General features: G+C 39.6%; 20 protein-coding genes. 8 read left to right on the top strand and 12 right to left on the bottom strand.

Features of this window, described 5'->3' with window-relative positions; genetic code table 11:
* Window positions 1-208: 208 nt before the first annotated feature.
* The 10 genes from KMW37_RS08960 to KMW37_RS08915 form a co-directional block, all read right to left on the bottom strand.
* Window positions 209-766 carry an OmpH family outer membrane protein gene (locus tag KMW37_RS08960; RefSeq protein WP_215224288.1) on the bottom strand — a complete coding sequence of 186 codons (558 nt, stop codon included), beginning with the start codon at window positions 764-766 and terminating at the stop codon, window positions 209-211.
* Window positions 767-784: 18 nt separating this feature from the next.
* The gene (locus KMW37_RS08955; protein WP_215224287.1) at window positions 785-1,306 is read right to left on the bottom strand and encodes an OmpH family outer membrane protein; all 522 of its coding nucleotides are present in this window, start codon (window positions 1,304-1,306) and stop codon (window positions 785-787) included.
* A 3-nt stretch (window positions 1,307-1,309) separates the two neighbouring features.
* Window positions 1,310-4,006, bottom strand: a complete 2,697-nt coding sequence (locus KMW37_RS08950) for a BamA/OMP85 family outer membrane protein (RefSeq protein WP_215224286.1) — start codon at window positions 4,004-4,006, stop codon at window positions 1,310-1,312.
* A gap of 5 nt (window positions 4,007-4,011) precedes the next feature.
* Window positions 4,012-4,749, bottom strand: a complete 738-nt coding sequence (locus KMW37_RS08945; protein ID WP_215224285.1) for an isoprenyl transferase — start codon at window positions 4,747-4,749, stop codon at window positions 4,012-4,014.
* A gap of 81 nt (window positions 4,750-4,830) precedes the next feature.
* Window positions 4,831-5,622, bottom strand: coding sequence for a type IX secretion system protein PorG (gene porG, locus KMW37_RS08940; RefSeq protein ID WP_246581417.1), 792 nt, complete (start codon window positions 5,620-5,622; stop codon window positions 4,831-4,833).
* 74 nt (window positions 5,623-5,696) lie between these two features.
* Entirely contained in the window at window positions 5,697-6,572 is an 876-nt protein-coding gene (locus tag KMW37_RS08935; protein ID WP_215224284.1) for an NAD kinase, read from the bottom strand.
* A 14-nt stretch (window positions 6,573-6,586) separates the two neighbouring features.
* Window positions 6,587-7,252, bottom strand: a complete 666-nt coding sequence (locus KMW37_RS08930) for a CBS domain-containing protein (protein WP_215224283.1) — start codon at window positions 7,250-7,252, stop codon at window positions 6,587-6,589.
* Window positions 7,253-7,376: 124 nt separating this feature from the next.
* Window positions 7,377-7,955, bottom strand: a complete 579-nt coding sequence (locus KMW37_RS08925; RefSeq protein WP_215224282.1) for an anthranilate synthase component II — start codon at window positions 7,953-7,955, stop codon at window positions 7,377-7,379.
* Window positions 7,939-8,484, bottom strand: a complete 546-nt coding sequence (locus tag KMW37_RS08920) for a CvpA family protein (protein ID WP_215224281.1) — start codon at window positions 8,482-8,484, stop codon at window positions 7,939-7,941. The genes KMW37_RS08925 and KMW37_RS08920 overlap by 17 nt, the downstream gene beginning before the upstream one ends.
* 6 nt (window positions 8,485-8,490) lie before the next feature.
* On the bottom strand, window positions 8,491-8,937 hold the full coding sequence (locus KMW37_RS08915; protein WP_215224280.1) for a GatB/YqeY domain-containing protein: 447 nt from the start codon (window positions 8,935-8,937) through the stop codon (window positions 8,491-8,493).
* A gap of 64 nt (window positions 8,938-9,001) precedes the next feature.
* Here KMW37_RS08915 and KMW37_RS08910 point away from each other — a divergent pair, with 64 nt between their 5' ends.
* The 4 genes from KMW37_RS08910 to metK all read left to right on the top strand — a co-directional run bounded on the left by KMW37_RS08910 (window position 9,002) and on the right by metK (window position 12,672).
* Window positions 9,002-9,721 (top strand): pyridoxine 5'-phosphate synthase, encoded by a 720-nt coding sequence (locus KMW37_RS08910; RefSeq protein ID WP_215224279.1) that lies wholly within the window; start codon window positions 9,002-9,004, stop codon window positions 9,719-9,721.
* A gap of 43 nt (window positions 9,722-9,764) precedes the next feature.
* On the top strand, window positions 9,765-10,526 hold the full coding sequence (locus tag KMW37_RS08905; RefSeq protein WP_215224278.1) for an alpha/beta fold hydrolase: 762 nt from the start codon (window positions 9,765-9,767) through the stop codon (window positions 10,524-10,526).
* Between the two features lie 27 nt (window positions 10,527-10,553).
* Entirely contained in the window at window positions 10,554-11,267 is a 714-nt protein-coding gene (locus tag KMW37_RS08900; protein ID WP_215224277.1) for an SAM-dependent methyltransferase, read from the top strand.
* Window positions 11,268-11,418: 151 nt separating this feature from the next.
* Entirely contained in the window at window positions 11,419-12,672 is a 1,254-nt protein-coding gene (gene metK, locus KMW37_RS08895) for a methionine adenosyltransferase (protein ID WP_215224276.1), read from the top strand.
* Between the two features lie 92 nt (window positions 12,673-12,764).
* Here the strand turns inward: metK and KMW37_RS08890 are convergent, their stop codons facing one another.
* Window positions 12,765-13,754, bottom strand: a complete 990-nt coding sequence (locus KMW37_RS08890) for a D-alanine--D-alanine ligase (RefSeq protein ID WP_215224275.1) — start codon at window positions 13,752-13,754, stop codon at window positions 12,765-12,767.
* 204 nt (window positions 13,755-13,958) lie between these two features.
* Between KMW37_RS08890 and KMW37_RS08885 the strand changes: the two genes are divergently transcribed.
* The 4 genes from KMW37_RS08885 to KMW37_RS08870 all read left to right on the top strand — a co-directional run bounded on the left by KMW37_RS08885 (window position 13,959) and on the right by KMW37_RS08870 (window position 18,922).
* Window positions 13,959-16,139: a S9 family peptidase gene (locus KMW37_RS08885; RefSeq protein WP_215224274.1), complete on the top strand. Its 2,181-nt coding sequence runs from the start codon at window positions 13,959-13,961 to the stop codon at window positions 16,137-16,139.
* A gap of 289 nt (window positions 16,140-16,428) precedes the next feature.
* Complete coding sequence (locus tag KMW37_RS08880) at window positions 16,429-16,803, top strand: hypothetical protein (protein WP_215224273.1); 375 nt, start codon at window positions 16,429-16,431, stop codon at window positions 16,801-16,803.
* Between the two features lie 52 nt (window positions 16,804-16,855).
* Entirely contained in the window at window positions 16,856-17,323 is a 468-nt protein-coding gene (locus tag KMW37_RS08875; RefSeq protein ID WP_215224272.1) for a Clp protease ClpB, read from the top strand.
* Window positions 17,324-17,455: 132 nt separating this feature from the next.
* On the top strand, window positions 17,456-18,922 hold the full coding sequence (locus KMW37_RS08870; RefSeq protein WP_215224271.1) for a glycine--tRNA ligase: 1,467 nt from the start codon (window positions 17,456-17,458) through the stop codon (window positions 18,920-18,922).
* A gap of 73 nt (window positions 18,923-18,995) precedes the next feature.
* On the opposite strand, the gene KMW37_RS08865 is transcribed toward KMW37_RS08870, so the two are convergent.
* Window positions 18,996-19,970 carry a hypothetical protein gene (locus tag KMW37_RS08865; RefSeq protein WP_215224270.1) on the bottom strand — a complete coding sequence of 325 codons (975 nt, stop codon included), beginning with the start codon at window positions 19,968-19,970 and terminating at the stop codon, window positions 18,996-18,998.
* Window positions 19,971-20,017 lie beyond the last annotated feature (47 nt).

Raw genomic sequence — 20,017 nt, 5'->3', positions numbered from 1 at the left:
AGGCCGAGCGGGGTCGAGGCATTCACCATCCTTCGACTCCCTGTCCTCCGGAAGGCGGGCGCTCAGGATGACACTCTTCTATATATTATTCTGTTATATAAAGAAGACTCATCCATGTATTAAGGAGAATCTACTAATTTATCTTTCCCAAGTATAAAAACAAAAAGCCCGGCTATTGACCGGGCTTTGATGTATGCTATATTATATATTACTGAGGTAATTCAGCATTTTCTGGCATTTGCTCAGGAAGTTCGATTCCCAATTTCGCAGCTACCAACTCAGTGAACTTGTCAGCTTCCTTAGTGTAAAGCAACACTGGAGATTGACCAGCAGTTTCAGAGAATATATGCGTGTAATTGTGCTCAGCTGCTACTGAATTAATGGCGTTGAAAACCTTTGTTTGTACTGGCTCTAACAATTCTCCCAATTTTCTCTGATAAGAAGTTTGGGCATCTTGTTCAAATTTCCCAATCTCCTCACGCAACTTAGTCAATTCTTGTTCTTTAGCTACTCTAGCATCTTCAGTCATAGTCTGAGCAGCTTGTTGGTATGATTGAAGCTCCCTTTGGAAGTTTTGAGATTTAGTTTGGATACTGGTTTGTAACTGGGTTCCATAATCCTTCATATCGGCATCGATTTGTTGCATTTCTGGCATCAAGCTCATCAACACCTCTACATTGGTATAGCCAATTTTAACTTCTTGGGCTTGTGCTACAAGGCATAAACCGAACATTGCAATGGCTGAAAGGATAATTCTTACTTTCATAATTTTAGTTTAATTAAGTTATTTGTTTTCTTCTATTCCTAGTTCCTCTATCACAAAATCCGAATAATCGTGTATCGGATCTGTATAAATCATGGATAAATCAGCGGCTTTGTCAAACATGATAGCTATCCCATTACGCTTGGCCACTTTATCAATAGCATCAAAGATTTCCGACTGCAAAGGTTGCAAAAGCTCTGACTGCTTTTGAAAGTATTGGCCTTTTAAGCCAAACACTCTGGTATTAAATTCAGTTGCTTCGTTTTCCTTTTCTCTGATCTCATCGAGCCTTTGTTGATACATTTCCTCTGTCAGCAGGACTTCTTCCGCCTTCAGTGCATTGTACTTCTCCTTGATCTCATTCTCCAAATTCTGTGCCTCTTTTTTCCAAGTACTTGCCAGGCTCTTCATTTCCGTCTGAATCACCTTATAATCAGGATGCTTATTCAGTATGTATTCGGAATCTACATAGCCTATCTTCTGCGCCATAGCCACAGGGCTGAGCAACAGTAACAAAAGTACTAATTTCAGACACTTTTTCATGTTTTACCTGAATTGTTGACCAATCGTAAAGTGGAACATTCCACCACTTGGCTCTATTGCTCCCGGAGCCGGATCAAATCCATAACCCCAGTCTATACCTAGCAAACCAAAAGCCGGCATAAAAATTCTCGCGCCGAAACCAGCTGATTTCTTCAAATCATAAGGATTGAATTCAGCATAACTTCCCCAGTTATTTCCTGCCTCAGCAAAACCAAGTAGGAAAATGGTTGCGGAAGGGTTAGGAGAAACCAAGAATCTCAGCTCCATTACCTGCTTATTATAAACTACACCACCATATGGATCAGCACCTTCCTGCCCCCTTGTCAATCTTCCCGGCGTGATCACCTGGTTTTCATAACCTCTCAATCCAATAATATCCTGTCCCAAAGAGAAGTTATTAAAAGTCATACCATCACCACCCATTACAAATCTCTCTAGTGGAATGATACCAATCTTACTTCCGTACGAACCTAAGAATCCAAGGTGCGTTCTGGCATTGATAACAAATTTACTGGAGCCAAATATAGGTGTATAGAATTTCGCATCAAACATCCACTTATGATATTCAAGCCATTTATACTTTTCCTCATCTGGTGTTTCAGCATTGATTGATTTGTTTAAAGCCGAATATGGAGGAGTAAAGTTGGCACTCAGTGAGATTGTAGAACCTACTCTTGGATAGATCTGTTGATCGACATTGGATCTACTTACTGTTATATTATAGGTTAAACTATTTGATTTACCTGTATTATAGCTCAAACCAAAACTTCTTCCATATTCGTCAAATTCATAGATCTGGTACTGCAATGAATTACTTACACTGAAATAATCATCCGGCCAAGTAACTCTTTTAGCTAAGCCCAAAGTCACACCGGTAATTTTAAAGAAGCCTAACTCATTACCAAAATTGTTTTGGTTATAAATATCGATCTGTCTCTGAACAGAGTGGTTAAAGCTCACACTCAATGCATTTGGCTTTTTACCGCCAAACCAAGGCTCGGTAAATGAGAAACTGTAGTTCTGGAAACTCTTACCATTCGCCTGAACCCTAAGCGACAATTTCTGACCGTCCCCCACAGGTAGTGGTCTCCACTTGGAGAAATCACCAATATTCTTAACGGAGAAGTTATTAAACACCAAACCCACAGTGCCCACAAATCCATAGAAACCGCCCCAACCACCGGACAATTCAATCTGGTCATTAGGTCTCTCTTCCAATTGGAATACAATATCTACTGTCGCATCTTCAAAATTTGGCCTTAAATCTGGATTAATGGTCTCAGGATCAAAATATCCGATTTGGGAAAGCTCTCTGATCGTCCTTACCAATAGCGCCCTATTGAACTTCTGTCCAGGCAAGATCCTTATTTCACGCATCACCACATGATCAGAAGTTCTTTCATTTCCTTCAATGGAAACTGAGTTTACAGTCACCTGTGGACCTTCGAAAATCCTCATCTCAATATCAATGGAATCAGCAACCACATTGACCTCTACTGGATCAATCGTAAAGAATAGGTAACCGTCATCTTGATAAAGTGAACTTACATCATCTCCGCGGGAAGGATCATAGTTCAGCCTTTTGTCAAGTCTTTCCTTATTATATATATCCCCTTTCTGAATGCCCAACTTTTGCAGCAAGACCTCATCATCATGGATATAATTTCCTGTGAAGCTGATATTTCTGTAGTAATACTGCTTACCTTCTTCTATATCAAGTTCAATATTGATGGTTCTTTCATCAAAATTATAAATGGAATCTCTAATGATTACTGCATCCCTGTATCCCTTATTTTGATAAAAGCTGATCACATTGTCCTTGTCGTTCCTGTATTCTTTTTTATTGAATTTTGAAGAAGCGAAGAAATTTAGCTTGATGTTTTTGTTGATATAGGTTTTCACCTCTTCATCAGAAACAGGATTTCTATACTTTATAGAATTGGCCAAATTTCCTCCTTTGGCATTTCCAAGTCTTTCGAAAACATCTCTAAAAATACGAACACGGGCATGTTCGTTGGTCTTTTTCATTTTCTTCTTGATCTTGCCATCTGTAATGTTTTCATTTCCATCTATGGCAATCTCATTGATTTTGATCTTGGACTTTTTATCCACATCAAATCTCAGCTTAACGCTGTTTGGGAAAGTAGTATCTCTTTCCTGAATTACTCTTACATCAGTATTAAGGTATCCCTTTTCTACAAAATACTGGGTGATATTCCTTTTTGAAGTATTTAATACATCATCGCGCACCACTCGCCCTCTGATCTGTACTTTATCTTTTAGCTCACTCTCCTGGGTTCTGGTCACCCCGCTAAACTCCACAATACTGAACCTAGGTCTTTCTGTAAGATCCAATAAAAGGTAAATCTCATCCCCCTCAATCTTGGTCACCAGGATCTTAACATCGCCAATAATCCCTTGGCCCCAAAGCTTTTTCAAGGCATTGGAAATCGCATCTCCTGGCACACTGATCTCATCACCTACCTTAAGTCCAGACAAGGAAATAATTGCTGTCTCATCAAGCGTTGAAAGCCCAACAGCTTGGATTTCGGCAATTTTAAAATTCTTTGGCTGAACATAATTCAACTCAAGAATGTCCACTGGTTTTTGAACCGAGTACCTGCTTTGCCCCAGTCTAATCTGCGCTTGGGTGATACCGGCAAAAAGAAGTAAACAAATTATTAGTAAGCTTTTTCTCATTAATCTCATGATTTAATCTGTGCACCTGTTTTTCCAAATCGTCGTTCCCTGTTTTGGTAATCGACTATGGCCTCATACAAATGCTCTTTTCTAAAGTCTGGCCATAATACCTCTGTAAAATACAGTTCTGTATAGGCCAGTTGCCAAAGCAGAAAATTGCTGATCCGCAATTCACCACTTGTCCTGATCAATAACGCTGGATCAGGGATGTCTTTGGTCAGTAAACTCGAAGAAATATACTCTTCAGTCACTGCCTCCAAATCAATTTCTTTGTCAGCTACTTTTTTGGCAATATCTTTCACCGCGTTGGTCAATTCCCATCTTCCGCTATAACTTAACGCTAACACTAAAGTCATTCCGGTATTTCCGGAAGTTGCCTCCATTACTTCGGAAAGTTTTTTCTGAAAGCGAGAAGAAAGACTGTTAAAATCTCCCACATAGGTCAACTTCACATTATCCTTCATTAGATCGGGGAGCTGACTGGTCATGGTATTCATTAGGAGTTCCATGATAGCATTAACCTCAAACTTTGGCCTAGACCAGTTTTCAGTAGAAAATGTATAAAGTGTAAGGTATTTTACGCCCAAATCGTTTGCTCCAGTGATCGCCTCTCTCACAGCAGTAATCGCATTCCTGTGTCCAAAGACACGTTTAGCACCCTTGCCCTGTGCCCATCTTCCATTTCCATCCATTATGATGGCTATATGATTGGGTATGTTCTCCTTGTGAATCGCTTCCTTCATTCCAGTATAATCCGAACTTAATTTTTTGGAGGTACAAAAATGCTATTTCTTTTTTAATAATCTATCCCAAGCTCCAATTAATTAATAATTAAAGCATTCTACTTGGTGAAAAGAATAACTGAGTGTAACACCTAAAAAATAGTACCAGTCTTTGTCAGACTTGTTGCCATAATTTATACCGTAGGGTAATGGATAATTATTGGGGTCATTTAAATCCAATGGTGGGTCATTGGGATCAGGGAAACGTGGTATATAATTTTCGTTATATTCTATTTTATCAAGAAAATCTGTCACTGTTGGCCTGAAACCAAACTCCACAGCCAAAAACAACCTTTCTTTCAGCTTGTACTTAACGCCCAAACCAAAAGGGATAACAGGAGTGGACAAAGAGTATTTCCCTTTGTCATCAGGGTGGATTTCTCCCTGATAAGCCTGTCCTTTTCCAGAGAAAAAGGAGTAGCCAAAACCAAAGAAACCATAGGGTGAGAACCTAAAGGTGGAATGCGGAGCCAGATAATCCAGAAAGTGGTATTCCATCAATGCATGCCCCTCTACCAACAATCCTTTAAAATAGGCATTTCTGGACTGGGCCATTACATCCAATGGACTCACACTATCTGCTGCATTTAAGCCCGCTACGGAAAAGCCGAAGCGAAGGCTCCAAACATTGTCAAAATTTCGTCTGCCAAAAAACGTTCCTTGAAGGCCCAATTGTCTCGGATCCAACTTTCTGACAATATCACCAGAATAAGTTGCTACCCCTAGGCCCAAGCCATATTCGTTTTGCTGTGCTTGCAGAGTTACTATGGGAAAGCTTAATAACATCCCAAGGACCAAGACCAAACACAATTTTTCAAATTTGACTTTTTTCAAGACGCTGCAATTTATAAAGTACCTAACGAATAAAAAACCCTCTACAGTATTCTCAGGGTTAAAGATTGTTAAAACTAATTTCTCATATCAAAGCCCCAATTCAGCTTTTTTCTTAAGGTGTCAAAGAAACTGTAATCGTGAAACTTAACCAACTTTGCTACAAATTTTTCTTTTTTCACCGTCAATTTCACAGATGCATCCACCGCTGTTGATCTGGAGTCAAGCGAAATCAGGAACTTCTCGCTCCTCCCCTCTATGGTAAAGGTTATCTCACTTTCATCCGACACAATCATGGGCCTGACATTTAGGTTATGTGGGCTTACAGGCGTAATTACAAAGTTCTTGGCCAAGGGTGATATCAATGGGCCTCCACAGCTTAATGAATAACCTGTTGAGCCGGTAGGCGTTGCAATAATAAGCCCATCCGCCCAATAACTATTCAAATACTCCCCATCTATATAGGTATGTACCGTAATCATCGATGAGGTATCCCTCTTATGTATCGTAAACTCATTCAATGCAAAAGGAACCCCATTGAACAGGGTCTTATCTGCCTTCAGATTAATAAGCGCACGATCCTGGATGGTGAACTGACCATCATAAAGCACCTCTACTGCCTTTTCCACATCTTCTTTGGCAATGGTGGCCAAAAACCCCATTCTTCCGGTATTAATCCCAAGAATAGGAATCTCATAATCACCTACCATGGAAACAGTATCCAATAAAGTCCCATCACCTCCTACAGAAATCACAAAGTCCATTTCCTCCAGCTTTTCTCTATTGGGTAATATAGTGAATCCGGAAGCCTTGGCTCCGGATTTTTTCAAATTCTTCTGGAAAGCAGCTGTAAGGTAAATCTCAGCATCATGCTTATGAAGAGCATTAATTAGTTGTTCAATAAATGGAACAAATTCCCGCTGAAACTTTATTCCATGAATGGTTATATTCATTGAAAATGGTTCATTTAAATATTCAAAAATCTTAGCAGGTTATCCAATCGGTCTTGCTCTCCACTTTGGGTCATTTCTTCTTGGTAATGGTCAATGACCTTATACCCAAATCTCTCCAAGGTGGCTTTTACATGCCTCAATTCTGTTTTGTCAATCTTAAGGATGACTTTAATTTTGCTATCATCCAAAGGATCACTGGTGAGAAAGCTACTTAATATCTTGGCATTTTCAGATTCAATTACTCTTGCAATTTCAAATAGGCTGTAATCTGTCATAAACATAGACAAAACCAACACGCCTCCTTGGGCCTGAATGGCCATAGAATCAGCAAAAGCAGCAATGGCATCTTCCAAGGTCACTACCCCATGATATATATTGTCCTTATCTACCACAGCTACCATATTGGTTTGATATTCTGAAGCAACCCTAAGCACGTCATAAATATGCTTCTCCTTGGAAACAAAACAGCCCTCAGATTCTAACGGCAAGTCTGCTATCAAAATATCTTCCCTATTGAAATTATAAATCATTTCATCAGTCACTAGACCTTTGAACATCCCCTCTTCAACCACTGGCAAAACATCAGTACGAATTTCCTCCATCCATGACAAAGCCATCTTGACCTTATCAGTCAGTTTTAATGGAGGGATCATATTATTGATAAATTCGTAAGCCTGCATGTTTTAAAGATATTAAATTGTAGTTAATATTTAAAACGAATCCTTCTATAAACAAGTTTGCCAATTGGAAATATATAAATAGACTCCAAACATGGTAAAAGATTACGGTCGTTGCTATTAGCTTCTACGAAGAGCCCTTTCTGCAATAAAAATCGGCCCATTGCTGTATTATCTCAAGACCAAACTCTGTTAAATGTGCTTCCGGATGAAATTGAATACCAAAAATTGGAAGTTGCTTATGGGCCATAGCCATAATCTCACCCCTGTCAGTTTCCAATACTACTTCCAATTCTTCGGGTAAATCCTTGATCTCCAATGAATGGTACCTGGTAACCATAAAACTATCAGGAAGCCCCTTCAAAACAGGATGTTCTTTAACCTTATTTACCCTAAAAACCTTTCCGTGAACTGGCTTCTCTCCTTTTATTAATTTGGCACCAAAAAATTCGCCTATACATTGATGTCCAAGGCAGACACCTAAAACGGGCAATTTATTATGGTAGTAAGCCAAAATTTCCTTCAAGTTTCCTGCCTTATCAGGAGTCTCGGGACCTGGAGAAAGTACCAAAGCCTCATAATTTTCTTCTTTGAGCAGTGCCAAGGGAGTATCATTCCTCACAATTTTCAATTCCATATTGGTCTGAAGAAAATAATCCGCAAGAATATGGGAGAAGGAATCAAAATTATCAATTAGCAATAGCATCCTGACTCATATTTACCAGTTCATTGATCCTGTCAACGGCATCTTTTATTACTGGAGTAATACTTCCAATGATATTGATGATAAAGGGTGCAAAAGGCTCTAGCATATTATATAACCTCGATTCTTCCAAGTCCTCTTCAGGAAACTCGATACCAAAAGAATTTGCCGCCCAGATCAACAAGCTTATCATAAAGGCCCATTTCAAAATCCCCAAAATGGCTCCTGCAAAATTATCAAATGTCCCTAACAAGGTCAGGTCTAAGGTTTGTTTCACTAGATAAGCCAACAACCTAATCGTCAAGGTAACGATGAGAAAAATGATCAAAAATGACACAAAGGGCAACATAAAAGTCAGACTTTCCACCTTTTCTGCCAGTATCTCAGCCCCCCAGTGCATAAACTTGAAGGCAAATACAATTCCTATTATAAAGGCCACGATAGACAAAATCCCAATAAATAGACCACGTTTATAGCCGCTATATGCACCTATTCCCAGTAATATCAGTATGATAATATCTATCGCGCCCAAGAATACTTATACCAATAGTCCTTTAACTTTCTGGGAGATCATCTTCCCATCAGCTTTTCCAGCTAACTTCTTAGTGGCTATACCCATCACCTTGCCCATATCCTTAGGTCCTTCAGCTCCTACCTCTGCAATTATCTCCTTCAAGGCAGCTTCCAACTCTTCTTCACTAAGTTGCTTGGGCAGAAATTCATTGATGATTTCCAGCTCAGATAATTCAGTGGCAGCAAGGTCCTCACGGTTTTGTTGTTGGTAAATCTCCACAGAATCCTTTCTTTGCTTTGCCGCTTTGGTCAAAAGTTTAAGCTCATCATCTTCTGTTATGCCTTTATCACCACCCTTAGTCTCCTCCAACATAATTAGTGACTTAATTGACCGCAAAGCCCTCAGCCTGTCCTTATCTTTGGCCAACATGGCCTTTTTAATTTCGCTTTCTATACTTTGCTTTAAACTCATTATCTTTATGTTTATGTTATTTAAGGTGTAATTTTGAACAAAATTAAGAGTATAATTTATTAAAATGACCAAACTCAGTGTAAATATTAACAAGATTGCCACCTTGAGGAATGCCAGAGGAGGCAATAATCCTGATGTCGTAAAGGTGGCATTGGATGCAGAAAAATTTGGATCACAGGGCATCACGGTTCACCCTAGGCCAGATGAGAGGCATATTACCTATGATGATGTGATGAAACTCAAGGATGTGGTAACCACAGAATTTAATATTGAAGGCTATCCTGATAAAAGATTTATGGAAATCATCAGGATTGCCCAACCTGCCCAAGCTACTTTGGTTCCTGACCCTCCACATGTGCTGACCTCCAATACTGGCTGGGACACGATTGCCCACCAAGAAGAACTCAAGGACATTATCGCTGAACTACATGAGTACGGCACCAGGACTTCCATCTTCATCAACCCTGAACCAAAATACTTTGAACCAGCAAAACTGACAGGAACTGATAGGGTAGAACTGTATACCGAGCCCTATGCTACCAATTATCATAAAAATAAGCAAAGCGCCGTTAAACCTTATGTAGAGGTGGCGCGCCTGGCAAAGGAGTTAGAGCTTGGACTGAATGCTGGCCATGACCTGGATTTGGACAATCTTAAATTCCTGAAGCAAAGTATTCCTTTTTTGGATGAAGTATCCATTGGGCATGCACTGATTTGTGACGCCTTATATTACGGGCTGGAAAACACCATCCAAATGTATAGAAGGCAACTGGAGGAAGAATAAACCCTTAGCATCAAAATCTATTGAAATTTTTCAACACCTTAGGATGAAATTAAATTTTAAGAAAGTCGGAGAAGGAAAACCCCTGATTATACTTCATGGGCTTTTTGGTTCTGCTGACAACTGGCTGAGCATTGCTAAAGAGCTTGAAAACAACTATACCATGTATTTGGTTGACCAACGTAACCATGGGGATTCTCCGAAGAGTGAAGACTGGGACTATAAAGCCATGGTGGACGATCTGGCTGCTTTTATGAGCTCCCAAGGACTGGAGTCTGCTGATATTATGGGACACTCCATGGGAGGAAAGACCGCCATGAACTTTGCATTGAAGTATCCCAACAAAGTCAATAAATTGATCATTGCTGATATAGCCCCAAGATATTATCCACCTCATCATCAAAAAATATTGGAAGGCCTGAATGCCATCAATATGGATGAGTTGAAGTCCAGAAAAGAAGCGGATGACACTTTGGCAAAATATATTGATGAAATTGGCATACGTCAATTCCTTTTGAAGAGTTTGGGCAGGGATGAAAACAGGAAATTCATTTGGAAGGTAAACCTGCCAGTTATCACAGAAAAAATCAATAATGTAGGAGAAGCACTTTCAGGCCATAATTCTTTTGATGGCCCAACTTTATTTATGCGCGGTGCCAATTCAAATTATATTCAGGATACCGACAAAGAAGACCTGGAACAATATTTTCCAAACTATAAATTAATTACCATTAAAAATGCGGGACATTGGCTTCATGCGGAGCAACCTGCTGCAGTGGTCGCAACCATAAAAGCATTTCTTGGCTAAACAACCATAGCATTCAGTACTGACCAAATGAAAAAAGGAAAACTATACCTTATCCCCAATGTCTTGGCTGAAGGAACAGCCCAAGAAATCATCAGCCCACAGGTAAAGGACATCATTAAAAACACCACCCATTACCTAGCGGAAAACCTTCGAACGGCCAGGAGATATATTTCAAGCCTAAGACTGGGACTTACCATTGAAGAGCTTCAATTTGAAATCCTTGACAAAAAGACCAAGGAAGCCAAAGTAGCTCAACTTCTCAAACCTATTTTTGAAGGACATGATATGGGGGTAATTTCTGAGGCAGGCTGCCCTGGCATTGCTGACCCAGGTGCCGTTGCAGTAGCTTATGCTCACCAAAAAGGCATTCAAGTAGTTCCTTTAGCTGGCCCATCTTCCATGTTCATGGCATTGATGGGCTCTGGTTTCAATGGCCAGTCTTTTGCCTTTGTTGGGTATATCCCCATTGACAAAAAAGCCCGAATTGATACCATCAAACAGTTAGAAGCTGATTCCACCAAATTCAGAAGGACTCAGATCTTTATGGAAACCCCATTCAGGAACAACCACTTAATGGATGACCTTAAGCAACATCTGAATCCCAACACCAAACTTTGTGTGGCCAAAAACATCAGTGGGAAAGACGAAATGATCGTCACCAAGACCATTGCTGAATGGAGAAAAACCAAAGTGGACCTCCACAAAATCCCAACAGTTTTTGTTCTTGACACAAATTTCTAACACTTGAAATAAAATAAGCTAGCCTTACAAACCCTCTAGGAGCCAGTAAGATCATGACTTGTATTTTATCACAATCCAAAGTTTTTTATTTCCTGCTTATCCTGTAATTTTACACGCCATTTGAAATAGTAATAATTAAATACATCAATATATGCCATATCTATTCACTTCGGAGTCTGTGTCAGAAGGACATCCTGATAAAATATCTGATCAGATTTCTGATGCACTCATTGATAACTTTTTAGCTTTTGACCCAAAATCCAAGGTAGCCTGTGAAACATTGGTTACCACTGGACAGGTCGTATTGGCTGGTGAGGTTAAATCTGACACCTACTTGGATGTTCAGAAAATCGCTAGGGACGTTATCAATAGAATCGGATATACAAAAGGAGAATACATGTTTGATGGAAATTCTTGCGGGGTACTTTCCGCTATCCACGAACAATCTCCAGACATCAACCAAGGGGTGGACAGAACCAGTCCAGAGGAGCAAGGTGCAGGTGATCAAGGAATGATGTTTGGCTATGCCACCAATGAGACAGAAAACTATATGCCTTTGGCATTGGACCTTTCTCATAGGTTATTGAAGGAATTGGCCAATCTTAGAAGAGAAAACAAAGAAATCCGCTATTTGAGACCTGACGCCAAGGCACAGGTAACTATAGAATATAGTGATGACAATGTCCCTCAAAAAATTAAGGCCATTGTTATTTCTACTCAGCATGATGAATTTGCTGATGAACCTACCATGCTTGCCAAAATCAAGGAAGACTTGATCAATATTTTGGTGCCAAGGATTAAGTCGCAATTGATTCCTGAAATCCAAGCATTATTCACCGATGATATCACCTACCACATCAATCCTACTGGAAAATTTGTGATTGGCGGACCTCATGGAGATGCTGGACTTACAGGTAGAAAGATCATCGTAGACACCTATGGTGGTAAAGGTGCTCATGGTGGTGGAGCATTCTCAGGAAAAGATCCTTCAAAAGTGGACCGCTCTGCGGCTTATGCTACCAGACATATTGCTAAAAACATGGTAGCTGCCGGAATTGCTGACGAAGTATTGGTACAGGTTTCTTATGCTATCGGGGTAGCAGAACCTATGGGCATCTATATCAACACCTATGGCACTTCCAAGATTGATATGACAGATGGGGAAATAGCAAGACTCATAGAGAAAATATTTGATATGAGACCCTATGCTATCGAGCAAAGACTGAGGCTAAGAAATCCTATCTATGAGGAAACTGCAGCCTATGGCCATATGGGTAGAACCAATGAAGTGGTTACCAAAACCTTTGTATCTCCTGACGGGACATCCATCACATTGGATGTGGAACTCTTCACTTGGGAGAAACTAGACTATGTTGATACAATCAAAAAAGAATTCAACCTATAACAGAAAAGCGGCCTTAGAGCCGCTTATATTTTTTCCATTTATAGAGATAATAAGGTCTTTTAAACCTGTTTATTATCCACCTTGAATAGTTCTTACTTGAACATTTCTTCTATAATTTCTGAGTAAAAGTCCTTAACCGACTTCCCAATAGCTCTCACTTGTTGGGAAATCAAGCTGGTCTCAGTCTGCCCCGGCACTGTATTGATTTCAATAAAGAATATTTTGCCGGTTTCGTGCTCCAAAAAGTAATCCATCCGTACAGCTCCCTTGCAGTTAAGCTTTAGATACACTTTTTCAGCCACTTTCTTAACCCTTTCCACCTCATCATCCGTCATTCTTCCAGGGGTAATTTCTTCTGTCACCCCAGCGGTATACTTGGCTTCAAAATCAAAAAACTCTTTGGAACTCACGATCTCAGTTGCTGGCAATACAATCACTTCGCCATCTACCATATAGATACCTATGGAAAACTCCCTGCCAGAAACAAACTCCTCTACCAAGACCTGACTATCTTCAGCAAAAGCCTTATCCAATGCTTCCTGAACCTCATCCACAGTTTTTACCTTGCTCATGCCTATACTGCTCCCCCCGCTATTGGGTTTCACAAAATAAGGCAGATTTAACTCCTCAATCACCCTTTTGGTATTCTGTGGACTGTTCTTGAAAAGCTGTATGGACTTAGCAACATTCAAATCTTCAATATCCTGAATAATGGCTTTAGTATAGCCCTTGTTCATCGTAATGGACGAAGTGATGGCATCACAGGTAGTATATGGAAGTCCTAGCATATCAAAATAGCCAGCCAACTTTCCGTCTTCGCCAGGCGAACCATGAAGAATATTAAAAATCCCATCAAAAGTGATCTTCTCACCATTAAGGCTAATCGAAAAGTCATTCAGATCAACAGGGTATTGGTTTCCTCCTTCTTCCTGATAATACCAATTCCCTTTTTCTATGATTATCTTATAGATATCATACTGCCCCAAATCAATGTTTTTCTCAACAACAGCGGCACTTTTCAGAGAAACCACTGCCTCACCGGTAAATCCACCGGTCACCAATGCAATTTTCTTCTTCTTCATGACAGTAAAGGTAAATGTAAGTTTTGAAAAATGGTATAACTAATGAGCGCTCTTGGTAAAAAGATTATTCCGTATTTCACTAATTTCTCGAAGCATTTTTCAAAAGCTAACTTTTTTGAATACAGCCATTTATCAAGACCAGACTGATTCTTCCTCCCTTTTTCCTTATATTTAGCCCGCAGAATAAAAATCCAGAATATAATTATGAACCAAGTAAAATTATTTGCCATTATGGCTATAGTCATGGGTATGTGCTTTCAGGGCCTTGCACAACAAAAAAAGGTCTCTCTAGAATCTATTTTCAAAGAAGATGTTTTTGCCCAAAAATCAGTTGGCGGGATCAACTGGATGAAGGACGGTCAATATTACAGTTCCTTCAAAAGGAATAACGGTGCTTCCCAAGTAGTAAAAATCAACGTTTCCACTGGAGAAGAGGAAGCCGTATTGATCGATGGTGAAAAACTGGGAATCAATTTCTCCAGCTATTCATTCAATAATGACGAAACCAAGGCTTTGGTTGCTACTGAAATAGAAAGCATCTACAGAAGATCCTCCAAAGGGATATTTTATGTGATAGACTTGGCTACTGGAACAAGTCAAAAGCTGATGGGTGGAGAGAAGATTTCCTACGCCACTCTTTCTCCTGACAATACCAAAGTCGCATTTGTGAAGGACAATAACCTTTACTATATCGGCCTTCAAGACAATGTAGTGCACCAAATCACCAATGATGGAAAGTGGAATCATATCATCAATGGATCTGCAGACTGGGTGTATGAAGAAGAATTTTCCATGGCACAGGCATTTAAATGGTCTCCTGATGGAAAAAAAATCGCCTTTATTCGATTTGATGAATCAGAGGTACCTGAATATAATATGCAGCTGTGGGGACCTTTATACCCTAAGGACTACAAATTCAAATACCCTAAAGCAGGTGAGAAAAACTCTGAGGTAAGTATTCATGTATATGACTTGGACCAAGAAGAAACCGTAGTTATCGAATCCGGAAAAGAAAAAGACATTTATCTTCCTCGTATCTATTGGACTGGTGGTGAAAATAACACACTGGCCTTTATCAGATTGAATAGACTTCAAAACCAACTTGACTTGTTTCATGCTGATGCCAATACAGGTGAAAGCAAAGTTATCTTGACTGAGACCTCTGAAACCTATGTGGACATGGACTATAATGACAATCTATTATACCTGTCAGACGGAAAAGGGTTTATTAGAACTTCCGAACAAGATGGCTATAAGCATATTTACCACCATGATATGGATGGCAAATTGATCCAGCAAATTACTGAAGGAAATTGGGAAGTAACTGAAATGGTAGGTGTAGATGAAAAATCTAAAAAGATCTATTATATCTCTACCGAAAAATCTCCATTGGAAAGAAATCTTTATGCCATCAAGTTGAATGGCAAAGGAAAGTCCGAACTTACACCAGCACAAGGAACCCATGCGATCAATATGAGTCCTGATTTCAAATATTATATTGATTATTTTTCTACGGCCAACAGTCCTCTTCATATCACTTTGAACACTTCCAAAGGTAAAACCATCAAAGTCCTAGAAGACAACAGCGAGTTGGTGGAAAGATTAGGTGAATATGCACTTAGCCAAAAGGAATTTTTCGAATTCTCAAAGGTAGATGGCACGCAGTTAAATGCTTATATGATTAAGCCAGCTGATTTTGACCAAAGCAAACAATATCCAGTTTTAATGTACGTATACGGAGGACCAGGTTCCCAAAATGTCAAAAACTCTTGGGGTGGGACCCGTGATTTCTGGCATCACCAATTGGCTGCTGAAGGATATATCGTTGTTTGTGTTGACAACAGGGGAACTGGAGCCAGAGGACGTGACTTCAAACATGCCACTTATGCACAGTTGGGCAATCTTGAAACCCAAGATCAAATCGCCGGAGCAAAATATTTAGCCGGACTTTCCTATGTTGATGCCAGCAGAATTGGTATCTGGGGTTGGTCATATGGTGGATATATGTCCTCTCTTTCTTTAATGTTAGGAAATGATGTATTCAAAATGGCCATTGCAGTAGCTCCTGTGACTACTTGGAGATATTATGACACTATTTACACTGAGAGATATTTACAAACTCCGCAGTTAAATGCAAGCGGTTATGATGATTTCAGCCCAATCAGCCATGTAAGCAAATTACAAGGTAACTACCTATTGATTCATGGAACGGGCGATGATAACGTGCATTTCCAGAATTCAGTAGATTTGGTAAATGCGTTGATCAGTGCGGACAAGCAATTTGAAACTTTCTATTATCCGAATAGAAACCACGGCATCTATGGAGGCAATACCACTTGGCACCTTTATAATCTGATGACTGATTTTATCAAAAGAAAACTATAAGAAATAAGTTCTTAAGATCATTTTGATAGGCCTTGGATAGGAACATCTCTTTTAAACTATCAATAAAGTGATGTCAGCCTGAGTGGAGTCGAAGACTAAACATTGGACCTCGACTCCGCCCGGCCTGACAATTTAATTCAAATAGCATCATTGGTTTAAGGCGATTTCCCTGGGGCCTTGGGAGGAAATAGTGTTCTTGTCCCAAGGCCTATTATTTTTGTCATAAAGCCACACATTGATTTTTCAGGCAAAAGCACCTATATTGTTTAACACTCAACCCAAAAAATCTATGAAAGAAAAACTGAACACTTCCTTACATTCTTTAAGTTTAATAGCTGTAGGAGGCATGGCCGCTTGGGCTGTTTTTGCCGGTGACCTTTCCACTCAAAGGCTCTTGACCTACCTTATACTTTTTCTTGTGATAGTTGAGATCCTTAGTTTGATTTTAATTGGCAAAACCTATCCGGAAAACCATACAAGTTTTAAAATTGGCATGATTGCTACATTCCTGATCCTATTGGGAATCAAGCGAATGCTCCCCAGTTTATTTATCCCCTTGACCATTACCGCATTTGCAGTGAATTTCATTTATAATTTTTACACCAATAATAAACGGAGGAAGGGACAGTTTAAACGGCGAAAAGAAAAAAAGTACAAATTATGAACCATTGGCTAAACGGCACGTTATTTGAGCTTTTGTAGCAAAACCTATAATCATGAAGAACATTTTACTCATAGCCTGCCTGCTATGCCTATCTTTAACTGCCTATCCCCAAAAACGGCTGGAAAAACTAGTCGATGAAAGACAAGACCTGCATCGTCAATGGAAAGCATCAGAATCTAAAAAGTCAGGTATTTTCGGCAATAGGACAAAAAAAGACATGATTGCCACCAATGAATGGATGGAAAGGATTATCCTTAAAGATAACCTAATCATGGATGAGTTGGAAATGCTTAAAAACATTGAAACAACAGAAATCAAATACGAAAAAGACGATTATAAATTTATTGCCCAGAAACAGGAACAGGATATTAGCAAACTTAAAAGGGCACTCAAAGAAAAAGATGAGGAAATAACATCAGAGGCCAATAGCAAAAGAACCTACGAATGGAGCACGCTGATTTTCTTCCTGAGCACAGTGATTTTAGGTTTCTTTTTGTATAGGCTGAAATTCAAATCCTGACCAACAGTTTAAAAATATCATCTTCAATGAAAATCTATTCAGCCATCTAAAAGTGGATTCAACGGGCTGAACATTAAAACTAAACCATTTTTTCATTCTCAAATTTAAATAGATTTCCCTATTTTTGCGGCTATGGCAAAGACAGAACAAGTAACTGAAAACGCGCAGCTGAAGGATATCATTTCACATGCCAAGGAATATGGCTTTGTATATCCTTCTTCAGAAATATATGATGGACTTCAGGCAGTATATGATTATGGTGCCTATGGAGTAGAGCTTAAAAATAATCTTAAGCGCTTATGGTGGGAATCAATGACCCGATTAAACGATAATATCGTTGGTATTGATGCCTCAATCTTCATGCATCCCACCACTTGGAAGGCCTCTGGTCACGTTGACAGTTTCAATGATCCAATGATTGACAATAAGGACAGTAAAAAGCGCTACCGTGCGGATGTACTTATTGAAGAAAAAGCTGCTGCTTTAGAAAAAGAAGGTAAGCAGGAAGAAGCCAAAAATCTTTTGGCCGCAATGGGGAAATTGCTGGAAGCTGAAGACCTTGATGGTGTAAGGGATTTGATCATCAATGAGGAGATCTCTTGTCCTATTAGTGGCACTACCAACTGGACCGATGTAAGACAGTTTAACTTGATGTTCTCTACCCAGGTTGGTTCTGTAGCTGAGGATGCTTCCACGATCTACCTGAGACCGGAAACTGCCCAAGGAATTTTTGTCAACTTCCTTAATGTTCAGAAAACGGCGAGAATGAAAGTTCCTTTTGGCATCGCCCAAATTGGTAAGGCCTTCAGAAATGAAATTGTAGCCCGTCAGTTTATCTTCCGTATGAGGGAGTTTGAACAAATGGAAATGCAATATTTCGTACGTCCTGGTTCTGAGCTGGATTGGTATAAAACCTGGGCTGAAACGAGGCTTAAATGGCACAAAGCTTTGGGTGTTCCTGAAGAAAAATTGAGAACCCATGATCATGATAAGTTGGCTCACTATGCCAACGCTGCCATGGATATCGAGTTTGATTTCCCTTTTGGTTTCAAAGAAGTAGAAGGTATCCACTCAAGAACTGATTTCGATCTAAAAAGCCATCAGGAATACTCCAAAAAGAAGCAGCAATACTTCGATCCTGAGGTAAACAAAAACTACATTCCTTATGTAATCGAAACCTCAATCGGTGCGGATAGACTCTTCTTGATGACCCTTTGCAATGCCTTCACTGAGGAGGAAAAAGAAGGTAAAACCAGAACTTTCCTGAAATTCCATCCAGCAATTGCTCCTGTAAAAGCAGCTATTCTTCCTTTGACCAAAAAAGATGGCTTACCGGATAAGGGTAAAGAAATTGTCGATAAGCTAAAATATGATTTTAACATCATATATGAAGAGGCAGCATCAATTGGTAAGCGCTATACACGTCAGGATTTGATCGGAACGCCTTTCTGTATTGCCGTGGATCACCAAACATTGGAAGACAATACGGTTACTATTCGCCACAGAGATACCACAGAACAGGAACGTGTTCATATCGATGAGCTTCATGGCAAGCTTGCTGAAGCAACAAGCTTTAAAAATATATTTAAGCAGATTTAATTCATAAAGCTGCAGTATAAAAAAGAGGGGCCGGAAAAATTTCCGGTCCCTCTTTTTTATAGTCTTTTTTTTATCACTCACAAATCTCTACATCTAAGTGGACTGCGTAATACCTGGCTCCTTCAACAGTGTCAATTACCAATGAATTGGATTTGTCAGGTGCCTGTCCTGGAGTAGGTCTTCCTGCATTTGGAAGTTCACCATCCGCATAGCTGTACCATTTCACACTTTCTTCGTCATCCTGCAAGCTCCAGTCACCCAAATCAATGGTAATTGTTCCTTCCAGCACATCGTAAGTTACCGTACCGATGATCTCATCCTTATTTGCGTAAACATTTTGCTCTGCATCACCTTCGATATCAAAAACATACCACCAAGCATTGTTAAAGCCTCTTGAAGGTTCTCCATCATTTTCACCTAAAAGATCACCTGCATAAGCAGAAGCCGTTCTGATTTCACATTCATCAGGACAAAGTCCAACCAAACTGTAAGATTCATCAAAAGTGATTCCAGAGCCTAATCCTTCCTGCAAGATAGAAAAGTTAATAAGATCACAAGCTTCCCATCCCTCAGGCAACGGAATACTATGCATCACGGTACTACCTGAAGCAACCTCGTCAAACTCGACTTCATCACCCTCAATATTAATTGTAATGGTAGCTTTAGCATTGGAATTTCCTTCAGTGATCTCATACATCACCTCAACAATAAATTCACTTTCCGTATTGTATGCGGAAAAACTAACTGCTTTGGTATTGGTATTACCATTATCATTGGCCCTCGCATTATTTGGATTTCCACCTCCTCCTCCGTTGCCAGTACTTTGGGTTTGCATTCCAGAAATTGGATAATACATTACATCTTCCGCTGATAAATCTATGCAATCCAGATTACAGTCTCCTGTATTGGGAACAGCCATACTGGAAAAAACTTCATTTGACTCCTGTTGCATTTCAAAAGTCTCAACTTGATTGCAAGAAAAAAGCAGTGCAATCATCAATACCCCTAATTCCTTGAATCGGGACATACTAGTAAATAATTGTTTCATAATGTTCAAAATGATTTTCATCAAATATATAAGAGAAAAACCATTAA

Origin of the sequence: Echinicola shivajiensis (assembly GCF_018642165.1) — a bacterium.
Lineage (GTDB): Bacteria > Bacteroidota > Bacteroidia > Cytophagales > Cyclobacteriaceae > Echinicola > Echinicola shivajiensis.
Note: the sequence above shows the minus strand (reverse complement) of the source record. Positions and strands in the feature narration are given on the sequence as shown.